The organism is Mesorhizobium waitakense (assembly GCF_056431085.1).
Window position 1 is genome coordinate 1 of sequence record NZ_JBWKME010000072.1, and the last position, 13937, is coordinate 13937.

12 protein-coding genes are annotated in these 13937 nt (G+C 62.5%); 1 reads left to right on the forward strand and 11 read right to left on the reverse strand.

Going from position 1 to position 13937, the window contains the following annotated elements; translation table 11 throughout:
- A partial coding sequence (locus AC07FD_RS16640) for a potassium transporter Kup (protein WP_478350725.1) occupies nucleotides 1–1427 on the reverse strand: 1427 nt, incomplete at its 3' end.
- Between the two features lie 97 nt (nucleotides 1428–1524).
- A complete protein-coding gene (locus AC07FD_RS16645) occupies nucleotides 1525–2265 on the reverse strand; it encodes a pyridoxine 5'-phosphate synthase (protein WP_478350726.1) in 741 nt (246 codons plus the stop codon).
- 113 nt (nucleotides 2266–2378) lie between these two features.
- Between AC07FD_RS16645 and AC07FD_RS16650 the strand changes: the two genes are divergently transcribed.
- The gene (locus AC07FD_RS16650) at nucleotides 2379–2795 is read left to right on the forward strand and encodes a SpoIIAA family protein (RefSeq protein WP_478350727.1); all 417 of its coding nucleotides are present in this window, start codon (nucleotides 2379–2381) and stop codon (nucleotides 2793–2795) included.
- Nucleotides 2796–2829: 34 nt separating this feature from the next.
- Here AC07FD_RS16650 and AC07FD_RS16655 read toward each other — a convergent pair whose 3' ends face one another.
- The 9 genes from AC07FD_RS16655 to AC07FD_RS16695 form a co-directional block, all read right to left on the reverse strand.
- Nucleotides 2830–3957 (reverse strand): ATP-dependent DNA helicase, encoded by a 1128-nt coding sequence (locus AC07FD_RS16655; RefSeq protein WP_457151500.1) that lies wholly within the window; start codon nucleotides 3955–3957, stop codon nucleotides 2830–2832.
- A gap of 167 nt (nucleotides 3958–4124) precedes the next feature.
- The gene (locus AC07FD_RS16660; RefSeq protein ID WP_478350728.1) at nucleotides 4125–4490 is read right to left on the reverse strand and encodes a nitrile hydratase accessory protein; all 366 of its coding nucleotides are present in this window, start codon (nucleotides 4488–4490) and stop codon (nucleotides 4125–4127) included.
- Entirely contained in the window at nucleotides 4477–5136 is a 660-nt protein-coding gene (nthB, locus tag AC07FD_RS16665) for a nitrile hydratase subunit beta (RefSeq protein ID WP_478350729.1), read from the reverse strand. The genes AC07FD_RS16660 and nthB overlap by 14 nt, the downstream gene beginning before the upstream one ends.
- A complete protein-coding gene (gene nthA, locus AC07FD_RS16670) occupies nucleotides 5133–5738 on the reverse strand; it encodes a nitrile hydratase subunit alpha (protein ID WP_477287034.1) in 606 nt (201 codons plus the stop codon). Before nthA ends, nthB begins: the two co-directional genes overlap by 4 nt.
- A 73-nt stretch (nucleotides 5739–5811) precedes the next feature.
- Nucleotides 5812–8973: an efflux RND transporter permease subunit gene (locus AC07FD_RS16675; RefSeq protein ID WP_478350730.1), complete on the reverse strand. Its 3162-nt coding sequence runs from the start codon at nucleotides 8971–8973 to the stop codon at nucleotides 5812–5814.
- A complete protein-coding gene (locus AC07FD_RS16680) occupies nucleotides 8970–10241 on the reverse strand; it encodes an efflux RND transporter periplasmic adaptor subunit (protein WP_478350731.1) in 1272 nt (423 codons plus the stop codon). The genes AC07FD_RS16675 and AC07FD_RS16680 overlap by 4 nt, the downstream gene beginning before the upstream one ends.
- 224 nt (nucleotides 10242–10465) lie before the next feature.
- Nucleotides 10466–11062 (reverse strand): LysE family translocator, encoded by a 597-nt coding sequence (locus AC07FD_RS16685; RefSeq protein WP_457151506.1) that lies wholly within the window; start codon nucleotides 11060–11062, stop codon nucleotides 10466–10468.
- 120 nt (nucleotides 11063–11182) lie between these two features.
- Nucleotides 11183–11758, reverse strand: coding sequence for an acetolactate synthase small subunit (gene ilvN, locus AC07FD_RS16690; protein ID WP_013894763.1), 576 nt, complete (start codon nucleotides 11756–11758; stop codon nucleotides 11183–11185).
- Nucleotides 11759–11842: 84 nt separating this feature from the next.
- Nucleotides 11843–13639, reverse strand: a complete 1797-nt coding sequence (locus tag AC07FD_RS16695; protein ID WP_478350732.1) for an acetolactate synthase 3 large subunit — start codon at nucleotides 13637–13639, stop codon at nucleotides 11843–11845.
- Between the last annotated feature and the right edge of the window lie 298 nt (nucleotides 13640–13937).

Consider the following 13937-nt stretch of genomic DNA (forward strand, 5'->3'; position numbering starts at 1 on the left):
AGGAAATCGAGCGGAATCTCGTTGCGCCGGGTCTTGTCGAACAGATAGCGGGTGCCGCGAATCCATGTCGACATGATCAGCCCCATCATGCAGGCGACAGTAATTGATACCCATCCGCCTTCGAATATCTTGACGACGTTTGCCAAGAAGAAACCGCTGTCGATAATGCCGAACAGCAGGGCCAGAGCCAAGGCAAGCGCCAGCTTCCATTTCCACAGCTTGCGCATCACCACGAACAGCAGAATGGTCGTCATCAGCATTTCGCCGGTCACCGAAATTCCGTAAGCGGAGGCCAGCGCACTCGAGCTGCCGAAACCAACCACCAGCAGCATCACCCCGATCGCGATGAGCAGGTTGACGCGGGGCATGTAAATCTGCCCGAGCTGCATTTCAGAGGTATGCTGCACCTCGATGCGCGGCAGAAGGTTGAGCTGTACGGCCTGACGGGTCAGTGAAAAAGCGCCCGAGATGACCGCCTGGCTGGCGATAACGGTCGCGGCCGTTGCCATGCCCACCATCGGCATCAGTGCCCAGTCAGGCAGCATCTGAAAGAATGGATTGGTCGGCCTGCCACCATTGGCCAGGACAAAAGCGCCTTGCCCGAAATAGTTGAGCAGCAGGCACGGGAAAACCACGGAAAACCAGGCCATCACGATCGGCTTGCGCCCGAAATGGCCGAGATCGACATAGAGCGCCTCGGCCCCGGTCACGGCCAGGAACACGGCACCGACGGTCACAAAGGCGGCGGTCGGAGTACCGGCGAGATAATAGACGGCGTAGTAAGGATTGATCGCCATCAGGACCGATGGATCGTCCGTCAGGTGATAGAGCCCTGCGATGCCGATGGCCAGGAACCAAAGCGCTGTCACCGGCCCGAACACCGCCGCGACCTTTCCGGTGCCGAAGCGTTGCACCGAAAACAGAAAGGCCAGGATGACCAGCGTGATGGGCACGACATAGGCATCCAGTGTCGGGGTCACCACCTCCAAGCCTTCGACCGCCGAGAGCACGGAGATGGCCGGTGTGATGATAGCGTCGCCAAAGAACAGCGCCGCACCGCAAAGCCCGATCCCGAGAATTAGTCGGGCGCCTTTCGGATAGGCGCTTCGTGCAAGCGCCATCAGGGATAGCGTACCGCCCTCGCCCTTGTTGTCTGCACGAAGCACGAAGGCGACATACTTTATGGTGACGATGATCGTCAGCGCCCAGACAATCAGCGACAGAACGCCCAGCACATCGCTACGCGTATCGGTGCCGGGAGAAGCATGGAGCGCTTCTCGGAAGGCGTAGATGGGGCTGGTGCCGATATCGCCATAGACGACACCGAGCGCGCCCAGCATCAGAACCTTGGTGCTGTGCTTTTCGACCTCGGAATGGCTCGATTGTTCGACGGTTCCAGCCTCGCTACCGCTACTGGCAAGGGCCATCGACCACTCTCCGACAAGCGCGCGGCGCTCTATGCATGCTGCGATACGATATCAATTGCACGCGATGGCTGCCATACTTTCAATGCGCGGCTCTACCCTACCACCCGCAGGCCTTCAGGAACCGCCCCACCGTGCCGGCCATGCCATACTTCAACGCGTCGGCTGTCAATCCATGTCCGATCGACACTTCGGCTAACGCCGGAATGCGCTTTGCCAGTGCCGGAAGGTTGCTGACCACCAGATCGTGCCCGGCATTGACCTGAAGACCGGCGACAAGCGCGGCATCAGCGGTTTTTCCCAGTCTTTCCAATTCCTTGGCCGCTCCGGCGGGATCGGAATGATAACTACCATACGGACCTGTATAAAGCTCTATGCGGTCGGCGCCGGTGTCACGCGCGGCCGTCACGCCCGCAGGATCCGGGTCCGAAAACATCGACACACGAAAGCCGCCCTTCTTCAGACGCCTGACGATCGGAGTAAGGAACGCGGCCTCGGCGGCAAAGTTCCAGCCATGGTCCGACGTCGCCTGCGCCGGATCGTCCGGCACCAGCGTCACCTGTTCGGGCTGATGCTTTTCCACAAGCACCAGGAAATCCTCGGTCGGATAGCCCTCGATGTTGAATTCCGCGCGCGGAAATTCGTCGTCGATCAGGGACCGTATCTCAGGCAGATCCGAGTGTCTCGTGTGCCGCTCGTCTGGGCGCGGATGCACCGTCAGCCCATGCGCCCCGGCTGCGAGCGCGATGCGGCCGAGGCCCGTCACGCTCGGCCACGGCAGGTCACGCCTGTTGCGCAGCATGGCGACGGCATTGAGATTGACGGAGAGTTTTGCGGGCATGGAAGCGGCCTCGGAGATCATTCGACGCGCCACCTATAATGCCTTTGGCGGGAACAGACAGGGGGTTTCGAGTGTTCCAAGCGTGATGAAGTGAGTCCGCGAAAGGAAGCGCCATGAATTTTCTCGATGCCGTACCGGCTATCCGTCGTCTCGAGACCAGCCGTGACGATCTTCTCGCCATCGATGTCGTCGGCCACGTCTCGGCGGCCGATGGCGAAAACCTTTTCGGGTTGATGGAGGCAGCCTATGCCCTTCACCCACATATCGACGTGCTGGTGCGCCTTGTCGATCACGATGGCGTCGACTGGGCCAATATTGCCGAAGAGACCCTGACGCAGGGCACCGCCCATGCAATGCAACATGTCGGCCGTTGCGCGACGATCGGCGAGCCGGACTGGATCGCCGACGCGCGACATGTCCTGCGGGATGCGCCGTCAATCGAATTCAAGCATTTCGAGACCGAGGACGAAGCCTCGGCCTGGCAATGGCTTGGAGCCCGGCCGACCGAAGAGCAACAGGGTCGAGGCTGAAACACGACAGCCCCGCAGGGCCGTCGAATGCCTGCTACCTGACGATCGTCAGCCGCTCGGCCGCGCGCGTGATGGCGGTGTAGAGCCAGCGCTGGCGGGTTTCCTTGAAGGCCCAGCTTTCATCGAACAGCACGATCTCGTTCCATTGCGAGCCCTGCGCCTTGTGCACGGTCAGCGCGTAGCCATAGTCGAAATCGTCGAAGCGCTTCTTCTGCTGCCAGGGAATGTCGGCATCCGGATCCTCGAAGGCCGCCTTGAGCAGTTTGATCTTGGCGACGCCGCGATCCGGATCGTCCTCTTCCGGCGACACCAGAAGGTTGATGCCGGGCTTCACCGTCTCGCGCGACGAGGTCATCACCTTCCACAGCGAGCCGTTAAGCAGGCCCTTGGCCGGATCGTTGCGCAGGCAGACGAGCTTGTCGCCGGCCTGCGGATAGTCGGCATTGAAGCCTTTGAGTTCGCGCAGCCGCTGATTGTAGCGCCGCCGAGTCCGGTTGGTGCCGACCAGCACTTGGTCGGCCTTCAGCACCAGTTCCTGGGTGACGTCTTCCTTGCCGATCACCTGTGCCGTGCCATAGTCGCCACGCATGAATTCGCGGCCCTCGCGCACGTCGAGCGCCAGCCGCAGGATCGGATTGTCGCGTGCCTGCCGGTGGATTTCGGTGAGCAGGAAATCCGGCTCGTGGTCGGTGAAGAAGCCGCCGCCCGAAATCGGCGGCAGCTGGCCAGGGTCGCCGAGCACCAGGATCGGCGTGCCGAAACTCATCAGGTCGCGGCCAAGCTGTTCGTCGACCATCGAACATTCGTCGATGACAACCAGTTTCGCCCGCGAGATCGGGCTCTGCCGGTTGAGCGAAAAGGTCGGTGACATCGAGGTCTTGCCGGTGACCTCGTCCGATACCGATTCCTCGCCCTTCGGCCGATAGATCAGCGAATGGATGGTGCGGGCGTTGATCGCGCCCTTGGAGCGCAGTACCTGTGCGGCCTTGCCGGTGAAGGCGGCGAACTGGACCTGGCCGTCGACATGCTCGGCGAAATAGCGCGCCAGCGTCGTCTTGCCGGTGCCGGCATAGCCGAACAGCCGGAACAGCTGTGGCTTTCCGGTCTTGAGCCAGCGGGCAACCGCTTGCAGCGCCTCGTCCTGTTGGGGAGAGAATTCCATCAGCGCGAGAGACCGGATTCGCAAGGGAAAGACAAGATAGCCGCCACCACCATCGACGTGTCGGGGCGCTTCAGTGCCGCGGACGGGTCAGGCTATCAGGCGCAAACAAGAACGTAAAGAGAACAGAGGTAGCAGCGCCACGATTATGGTCAGGCTGCTGCCACGACCTATCGGATCGGCCTAGGGTCGTTCTCCAGCAGGATCGGCTTGCCATGCGGAGTGGCGTGCGCGGCGCGCTCCCAGGCTTCAGCCATGGCATCGACATCCGCCCTGGCGGCCAGCCCTTTCGAGACGAGCAAGCTTTCCAGCGCCACCAGCCAATGTTCGTAATAGTCATGGCCGTCATCCGCGGCACCCGGCTTCTTCACCTGTGCCGACAATGCCTGCGCCCATTCGCTCCACGAAAACTGGCCCTTGTCATGCAGCGCCACCGTCATGGCGAACACTTCGGCCTGCCATGGCCCGGCAAAGACCGGGGCATCGACGCTAAGCGGCAAATCGGCGGCGTGATCGTTTGCCTCACGCCGGCTCAAGATAGCTCTCCCAGGCATCGATCGACACGCTCAGCGTCGGGTCGGCGCCCTCGCCCCAGATTTCCGACCCTTCGAAAACCACCGTGTAGACCCATTGCGGGTTTTCGCCCTGGCCATGCGCGTTGCTGTCTGGAAACACAAAGCCGTCGCGCACCGCCTCGATCGTTCCATGCTTGCCGCGTGCATAGCGCGGCAGCCGCGTGTGGCCGGTCGGGTTGAAGTTCTTGGTCCGCACGGGATCGCCGGCCTTGAACCGCGCCGGCTGCGCCACCGGCCGGTCGCAAGGACCGCCCTTGGCCAGCACCGCAGGCACGTTTTCGGCCTTCAGCACCCGTTTCGGCGCCGCCGCCGGATCGACCGCGGTGCCTGCCTTGAGATCGCGCTCGCTGACAAAACCATGGCCCTTGAGCAGCACTTCCAGCGCCTTGATCCATATCTCGTAGTAGCTGGAGGCATAATAGTCGGCAGGATGCAGCGATTCCCGGGCATGCCGGCTCTCGTCAATGTTCCACGCGCCCATCGCGCCTGCGCATAAGGTCACGCCCAGCGCCCGCCTTTCCCAGGCGGCATGGAAATACGGCTCGTCAATTTCCGGCGCGACCGGACCGAAGCCCATCTGCCCGCCAAGGTCCTGCGGCCCGTTCATGCCGGCTGCCTCGCCAGAGCGGTGCCGATCATCGCGTCGCGGCTCACCAGATCGGCCAGCCGCTCCTCGCTCCAGCCCTCGGTGCCGTCGGGACGCATCGGCACGACGAGATAGCGCAGCTCGGCGGTGGAATCCCAGACGCGGATCTTTTTGTCGGCCGGCAGCGTCAGCCCGAACTCCTCCAGCACACCGCGGGGATCGATGACCGCGCGCGAGCGGTAGGGCGGCGCCTTGTACCAGACCGGAGGCAGGCCGAGCACAGACCACGGATAGCAAGAGCACAGCGTGCAGACGACGAGATTATGCGTGTCCTCGGTGTTGAAGACCGCCTGCATATGCTCGCCTTGGCGGCCGGTGTAGCTGAGCGATTCGATCGCCGCTGTCGCATCGCGTTTCAGCCAGTCGGCGAATGCCGGGTCGGCCCAGGCCTTCGCCACCACTTTAGCGCCATTGCGCGGGCCGATCCTGGTCTCGTAGGTGTCGACGATGACATCGATCGCGGCCGGATCGATCAGCCCCTTGCGAGTGAGGATCGTCTCCAGCGCACGTACCCGCGCGGCAAAGGGATCGAGCTCGTTGTCGTGATCGTGATCGTGTGACATGACCGCAAATTACGTTTCCGGTGATGCCACCGCAAGCGCAACGCCTTGGGCCAGATCCTGGCGACCTTGAATTCTATTCGGCGGCCGTCTTCTGCGGTTCGAGCTGCTGCTCCTCGTTGACATCGAACAGAGAGGGCTGCCTCACAGGTTCCTTCGGGATCTCTTCAGCCTTGCGCTTCGGCATCAGCCCGACCAGCCAGCCCGAGAAGTTCTCCATGTAGACATAGATCACCGGCGTCACGAACAAGGTCAGCGCCTGCGAAGCAAGCAGGCCGCCAACAACGGCCACACCCAGCGGCTGGCGCAGCTCGGCGCTGGCGCCGGTGCCGAGCGCAATCGGAAACGTGCCCATCAGTGCGGCCAGCGTCGTCATCATGATCGGCCTGAAACGCATGAGGCAAGCCTTGTGGATGGACTCGGTGGCCGACAAGCCGTCTCGTCGCAATTCCAGCGCCACGTCGACCATCATGATGCCGTTCTTCTTGACGATGCCGATCAGCATCAAAATGCCGATCACCGCTATGACAGACAGATCCATGCCGGCGAAGCGCAGCGCAACGACGGCGCCAAGCACCGCCGATGGCAGGCCGGTGAGGATGGTGAGCGGGTGGATGAAGCTTTCGTAGAGGATGCCAAGGACGATGTAGATGGTCAGGATGGCGCCGCCGATCAGCAGGCCCTGGTTGGCCAGCGAATCCTGGAAGGTCTTGGCCGTGCCCGCAAAGGTCGTCGAGATCGCCGTCGGCATGCCGATCTGCTCTTTGAGCGCGTTGATGCGGGTCACGCTGTCGCCGAGCGCCACGCCTTGCGGCAGATTGTAGGAGATGGTCACCGCGGGCAGCTGGCCAAGCTGGTTGACCGTCAAGGCGCCGGCCGTGCGATCGACCCGGGCAAAGGCGCCAAGCGGCACCAGACTGCCGCTCGCCGTCCTCATCTGGATGGCCAGCATCCGCTCGGGCGACCATTCGATGTTGGGATCGAGTTCGGTGATGACTTCGTAGCTGTCGGCCGAACCGAAGATTGTTGAAACCTGGTCGGTGCCGAACCCGCCATAGAGAGCGGAGCGCAGCGTGTCGGTATCGATGCCGAGTTGGGCGGCCTTATCGCGATCCACTACCAGCGTCGCCTGCAGCGCATTGTTCTGCAAGTCGCTGGTGACGTCGGCGAAAGTCGCATGGTCGGCCGCCATCGCGTCGTTCATCTTCTGCGCCCAGATATCGGTCTGGCCGGTATCCAGGCCCTGAACCACGAGCTGATAGGCGCTGGCCGACGATCGTGAACCCAGCCTCAAATTCTGCACCGGTTGCATGTAGGTCTCGATACCCGCCACGCCGGCCAGTTGTCGCCTTAGATCCGAAAGCACCTTCTCGATATCGGGACGTTGGTCCTTCCCCTTGAGCTGGACGAAGAGCTGCCCCTGGTTGAGCGCATTGTTGCCGCTGCCCGCCGACCACGCCACATGGTCGACATAGGGCGAATGCGAGAAGACGTTGGCCACCTGCCCTTGCAGCTTGACCATGGCGTCAAACGAGATGTCCTGGCGCGCGATGGTCGTCACCGATATCTGGCCGATATCCTCCTGCGGGAAGAAGCCCTTCGGCGAGACCTGGATCAGCCATACCGACGCTGCCGCGGTTCCGATGAAGACGAGGAACACCAGGAAGGTGTGCCGCAGGCAGAAGCTCAAGATCCGGTCGTAGCCGCGTGTGATGAAGTCCTGCTTGTGACCAGGGCCATGCTTGTCGCGATCGGCCTTGGTAACCGACAGCAGCCGCGAGCACAGCATCGGCGTCAGCGTCAGCGACACAAACATCGAGGCCAGGATGGCGACCGTCACCACGACGGCGAACTCGTTGAAGATGCGGCCGATCACGCCGCCCATCAGAAGCACGGGGATGAACACGGCGACCAGCGAAATCGAGATCGAGATGATGGTGAAGCCGATTTCGCGCGCGCCCTTCAGCGACGCATCGAAGGCCGACAACCCATCCTCCTCCATATGGCGGAAGATGTTTTCCAGCATCACGATGGCATCGTCGACGACAAGGCCGACCGCAAGCGTCAAGCCCATCAGCGATATGTTGTCGATGGAAAAGCCGAACAGGAACATCGCGCCAAGCGTGGCGATCAGCGAGATCGGCACAGCCACGGCCGGGATGATGGTCGCCGTCACCCGGCGCAGGAACACGAAGATCACCATGACCACCAGCGCGATGGTCAACAGCAGCGTGAACTGCACGTCATCGACGGCCTGGCGGATCGAGGTCGAACGGTCGTTGAGCAGCTTGATCGAGGCGGCGGCCGGCATCTGGTCCTGGAAGGACGGCAACATCGCCTTGACCTTGTCGACGACGTCGACCGTGTTGGCGTCGGGCTGGCGCTGCACGGCCATGATGATGGCGCGCGTTCCGTCATACCAGCTCGCCGTCGTCGTGGTCTGCACCGAATCGACGACGCGGGTCACCTCGCCCAGCCGTACCGGGTGACCGTTCTTGGTGGCGATGATGAGGTTGGAGAAGCCGGCAGCGTCGGTGAGTTGCGTGTTGGCGGTGATGGTGAGCTGCTGCTTGTCGTTCTGCAGCACGCCGAGCGGCGTGTTGCTGTTTGCAGACGCGATCGCCGCCTGCAGCTGATCGATCGAGATGCCGCGCGCGGCGAGCGCGGTCGGATCGATCTGGATGCGCACGGCGTATTTCTGCTGGCCGAAGATCGAGACTTGCGCGACGCCGTCGATGGTCGACAGCGACGGCGAGATGACGTTTTCCGCGAAAGCATCGAGGTCGGTCAGCGGAACCGTGTCGCTGACCAGCGACATCAGCAGGATCGGCGCATCGGCGGGATTGACCTTGCGATAGCTCGGCGGCGCCGTCATCTGCGGCGGCAATGATTTCTGCGTACGCGCGATCGCAGCCTGCACGTCGGCCGCTGCCGCGTCGATGTCGCGGTTGAGCACGAACTGGATGGCGATCGAGGTCGAACCGAGCGAGTTCGTGGTCGAAATCGAATCGATGCCAGCGATGGTGGCGAATTGCTTGATCAGTGGCGTCGCCACCGATGTGGCCATCGTTTCCGGCGAGGCGCCGGGCAACTGGGCCGAGACGTTGACCACCGGGAATTCGGCGCTGGGCAGTGCCGCCACCGGCAGGAACTTGTAGGCGAACAGTCCGCCCAGCACGAGGGCGAATGACATCAGGAGGGTGGCGACCGGCCTGCGAATGCAGAATTCAGAGATCATTGGGCCGCCTCGCCGGCCTTGTCGGCTTGCGCGACCTTGGGAGCGGCTTGGCCGCCGCCACCGGCCGCGGCCTTGCCTTCATGCACGGCGGCGCCGTCCTTCAGCCTTGTCTGGCCTTCGGTGACAACCTTCTCACCGCTTTTCAGCCCCTGGCTAATGGCGCTGTTTTCACCTTCGGTCAGTGCCACCTCTACCGGCCGCATCTCGACCGTGTTGTCCGGCTTGACCACGTAGACGAACGGCCCCTTCTGGCTGGGCTGCACCGCAACCGTTGGAACCGATGTCATCTTAGGCATGATACCGGCATCGAGCACGACATTCACATACTGGCCCGGCCACAACGACAGATCGGCATTCGGTACGCTCGCCCGCGTCGCGATCGTGCCGGAAGCGGTGTCGACGCTGGAGTCGACGAAATCGAGCGTCCCCTTGCCGATTGGCGTCGGATCGCCGTCCTTGGTCAGCGTCACGGCACCCTGCTGCGGCGCGGCAAGCGCCTTGTGCAGAAGCGCCAGGTTACTTTCCGGCAGATTGAAGTTGACCTGCAAGGGGTCCATCTGGGTGATGGTCACCAGTGGGGTCGCCGTGCTGCTGTTGTTGCCGTTGCTGGTGGTGACCAGGTCGCCGACCGCGACATTGACGGCGCCAAGCCGGCCGGAAATCGGCGCGGTGATCGTGGCAAAGCCAAGCTGGACGTTGTCGGCGTCGATTGTCGCCTTGTCGGCATCGACGGTTGCCGCGGCGGCCTTTTGCGCCGCAACTGCCTGATCGTAGGTCTGTTGCGTGCCGGCCTGCTTGGCGACCAGGTCCTTGGCGCGCTGGAGATCCGAATTCGAGCTGGCGAGCATCGCCTGGTCCTTGGCGAGCGAGGCCTGATCCTTGGCCAGTTGCGCCCTCAGCGCCCGGTCATCGAGCGAGAACAGCAGATCACCGGTCTTCACCATCTGCCCGTCCTTGACGTCGATCGACACGATCTGGCTGGATACCCGCGCATTGATGCTGACGACGGCCGGAGAGGAGACGAAACCGATCGCGTATCGCCGGATCGGGAAATCGGCCGTCGACGCGACGGCCGAGAGGATGGATGCGGAGCGCGCCGCGGTGGCGCCCTTCTTGTCCGAAGCCGCGGCCGGCTGGTCCGCTGCCGCCACCTGCTTTTGGCCGATGATATGTTGGACCTTGCCCAGCGTGTCGGGCGAAACATAGAGCCAGGCCGCCGCAGCAAGGCAAGCGACGGCAAGCAACGAAAGAACGACTTTTCCACGCATGGTCAAAGGCCCTCTCCACCCGACACGCCGTGGTCCGATGGGTATTCTAGCGCAAATCACGGCCCTTTGCCGCGATTTAGCCGAATAGATAGAACACGCCTTTGTCGGAAAAGGGCCAAAACACGGCATTACGAAGATTTAATGTGCACTGCACAATGGATGTGCAGCCGACTAAGGTGGGTCGGATTTCAGGTCAGGCCGGCATCACCTGAATACCGACACACCTAGCGCAGCATGGGCCACAGCGTCGCCGCCAGCAGCACGCCCATGGCGATGTTGAACCATTTCAGCCGCACCGGGTCGGACAGGAAACCGCGCAGCGCGGTGCCGAAACCCGCCCACACCGAGACGCTCGGCAAATTGACGACGGTGAAGGCCACCGAGATCAACACCACCGACAGGAACGGATGCTCCGGATTGGTGTAGACGGCCATGGCAGTGATCGCCATCACCCATGCCTTGGGGTTGACCCACTGGAACGCCGCCGCATCGATGAAGCGCATCGGCTGCCCCTTCGCCTCACCCTTGCCGGCAAGCGAACGCGACATGGCGATCTTCCAGGCGAGATAAAGCAGATAGGCGCCGCCGGCGACCTTGAGTGCCGTATGCAGGATCGGAAACGCCGTCAGCACCGCACCCAGGCCAAGCCCAACCGCCACCAGCAACACCAGGAACCCGATGCTGATGCCCAGCATGTGTGGAACCGTCCTGACGATGCCGAAATTCACGCCCGATGCCAGCAGCATGAAATTGTTCGGCCCCGGCGTGATCGACGTCACCAAGGCATAGACGAGCAGGGCAAGGAATGCGTCAAGCGACATGATATCCTCCCAGACACGTCAGCACTATTGTCTCTTTCCGGCGGCCGTACAAAGACCAGCGGCCGGTTTATGGCAGAGCCAGACCTATGCCTGTCAAAGATTTGGAAGGCCGAGCCGTGCCTACATCCCCTGCGGGCCGCGGTTCATGGCTGCCACGCCGGTGCGGCAGATCTCGACTAGGCCGAGCGGCTTCATGATGGCGATGAACTGGTCGAGCTTGGAGCCCTTGCCGGTGATCTCGAAGATGAAATGCTCGGTGTTGGCGTCGATGACGCTGGCGCGGAAGGCGTCGGCCAGCCGCAGTGCCTCGACGCGGGCCTCGCCGGTACCGGCAACCTTGACCAGCGCCAGTTCCCGCTCCAGCGGCCGCTCCTGGCCGAACTCGTGCGAACGCACGGTCAGGTCGACCACGCGGTGGACCGGCACGATGCGTTCGAGCTGATGCTTGATCTGCTCCAGCACATGCGGCGTGCCGCGCGTCACGATGGTGATGCGCGACAGGTGCTTCTCATGCTCGGTCTCGGAAACGGTTAGGCTCTCGATGTTGTAGCCGCGCCCGGAGAACAGGCCGATGACCCGGGCGAGCACGCCCGGCTCATTGTCGACCAGCACGGAAAGCGTGTGGTTCTCCGGCCTTTCCGTCTCCTTGGCGATGAAGTAGGCGGAGCCGGTGGGCTGAAGGTGCTGTGCGTTCATGACATGAATCTCGATTTCAAACTATTGAGCTAATTCTCTGTTTTCGCACGGCTTCTCGCGACAGCCCTGCCTCGGCTGAGCGGATTACACCAGTTCCCTGCCCTTGGCGTCGATGGCGTTGGCCACCGCCTCGTCGGTCGCCTCGTCGGGCAGCAGCATCTCGTTGTGTGCCTTGCCCGACGGGATCATTGGGAAGCAGTTGGCAAGCGTTGCCACGCGGCAATCGAACAGCACCGGCTTCTTCACCGCGATCATCTCCTTGATCGCATCGTCCAGCTCGTCCGGCTTCTCGCAACGGATGCCGTGGCCGCCATAGGCCTCGGCCAGCTTGACGAAGTCCGGCATCGCCTCGGTGTAGGAATGCGACAGCCGGTTACCGTGCAGCAGCTGCTGCCACTGCCGCACCATGCCCATATACTGGTTGTTGAGGATGAAGATCTTGATCGGCGCGTCGTGCTGCACGGCCGCGCTCATCTCTTGCATCGTCATCTGCACCGAGGCGTCGCCGGCGATGTCGATGACCAGCGCATCGGGATGCGCGATCTGCACGCCCAATGCCGCCGGCAGGCCATAACCCATCGTGCCCAGCCCGCCTGACGTCATCCAGCGGTTCGGCTTCTCGAAATGATAGTGCTGCGCCGCCCACATCTGGTGCTGGCCGACCTCGGTGGTGATGTAGGTGTCCATGCCCTTGGTCAGTTCGTAGAGCCGCTGGATGGCGTATTGCGGCATGATGACGTCGTTGTTCATCTTGTAGGCGAGTGAATCGCGCGCACGCCATTTGGCGATCTGCTCCCACCAGGGGTAGAGCGCCTTCTTGTCGGCCTTGGCGGTGGCCCGCCACAGCCGCACCATATCCTCCAGCACCCGGCCGACATCGCCAATGATCGGCACTTCGGTGTGGACGTTCTTGTTGATCGACGACGGATCGATGTCGATGTGGATCTTCTTCGAGTTCGGCGAAAACGCGGTCAGCCGCCCGGTGATGCGGTCGTCGAAGCGCGCACCGATGCAGATCATCACGTCGCAATCATGCATGGCCATGTTGGCTTCATAGGTGCCGTGCATGCCCAGCATGCCCATCCAGTTCTTGCCCGATGCCGGATAGGCGCCGAGCCCCATCAACGTCGAGGTGATCGGGAAGCCGGTGAGATCGACCAGTTCGTGCAGGAGATGGCTCGCTTCCGGACCCGAATTGATGACGCCACCGCCGCTATAAATGATCGGCTTCTTGGCGCCGGCCATCAATTCGACCGCCGCCTTGATCTTTTCCAGGTCGCCCTGGACCTTGGGCTGATAGCTGGTGCGCGGCGCGATCTGCGGCGAGACGTAAAAGCCCCTGGCGAACTGCACGTCCTTCGGAATGTCGACCACGACCGGACCGGGACGGCCGGTGGTCGCGACATGGAAGGCCTCGTGGATGGTTGCGGCGAGTTCGTTGACGTCCTTCACCAGCCAGTTGTGCTTGGTGCAGGGGCGCGTGATGCCGACCGTGTCGCATTCCTGAAAAGCGTCAGAGCCGATCAGCGAAGTCGGCACCTGCCCGGTCAGGCAGACCAGCGGGATCGAATCCATCAACGCGTCCTGCAGCGGCGTAACCGCATTGGTGGCGCCGGGTCCCGACGTCACCAGCATGACGCCCGCCTTGCCGGTCGAGCGCGCATAGCCCTCCGCCGCATGGCCGGCGCCCTGCTCGTGGCGCACCAGGATGTGCTCGACCTCGTCCTGTTGGAAGATCTCGTCGTAGATCGGGAGTACCGCGCCGCCCGGATAGCCGAAGACATGCTTGACGCCATTGTCCTTCAGCGCCTGCACCACCATTTCGGCGCCCGTCATTTCGGTTCTTGGCATTTCGCGCCGCTCACTCTGTCCGTTGCTCATCGGTCTGGTCCCGTACTGCCGCCATCTGGCGATTGCTGGTCGTTTAGTCGTGTTTCAGGCAATAAAAAAGGCCCCCGAGGGAGCCTGTGTGTGCGCATGGGAGGTTTTCGCCCGGCGGTTACACCGCCTTGCCCACGCGCTTTCCTACGAGAATGAGTGCCGTTTTCATGGTGGCGGACAATAGAATTGGTTTTACGCCGCTGTCAACGGCGAATCTGAGTGACATGAACCCGCAGCAAAGGGGCCGGCTCTCCTCTTCGGCACCGGCAAGCCATCACCGGAAAATCCCATGGGGTTC

Bases quoted from the DNA above. Each gene is read 5' to 3' on its own strand.
- AC07FD_RS16680 (WP_478350731.1), bottom strand. From the start codon at position 10,241: ATGCGTGGAAAAGTCGTTCTTTCGTTGCTTGCCGTCGCTTGCCTTGCT.
- AC07FD_RS16655 (WP_457151500.1), bottom strand. From the start codon at position 3,957: ATGGAATTCTCTCCCCAACAGGACGAGGCGCTGCAAGCGGTTGCCCGC.
- nthB (WP_478350729.1), bottom strand. From the start codon at position 5,136: ATGAACGGGCCGCAGGACCTTGGCGGGCAGATGGGCTTCGGTCCGGTC.
- AC07FD_RS16685 (WP_457151506.1), bottom strand. From the start codon at position 11,062: ATGTCGCTTGACGCATTCCTTGCCCTGCTCGTCTATGCCTTGGTGACG.
- ilvN (WP_013894763.1), bottom strand. From the start codon at position 11,758: ATGAACGCACAGCACCTTCAGCCCACCGGCTCCGCCTACTTCATCGCC.
- AC07FD_RS16650 (WP_478350727.1), top strand. From the start codon at position 2,379: ATGAATTTTCTCGATGCCGTACCGGCTATCCGTCGTCTCGAGACCAGC.
- AC07FD_RS16675 (WP_478350730.1), bottom strand. From the start codon at position 8,973: ATGATCTCTGAATTCTGCATTCGCAGGCCGGTCGCCACCCTCCTGATG.
- AC07FD_RS16645 (WP_478350726.1), bottom strand. From the start codon at position 2,265: ATGCCCGCAAAACTCTCCGTCAATCTCAATGCCGTCGCCATGCTGCGC.
- AC07FD_RS16695 (WP_478350732.1), bottom strand. From the start codon at position 13,639: ATGAGCAACGGACAGAGTGAGCGGCGCGAAATGCCAAGAACCGAAATG.
- nthA (WP_477287034.1), bottom strand. From the start codon at position 5,738: ATGTCACACGATCACGATCACGACAACGAGCTCGATCCCTTTGCCGCG.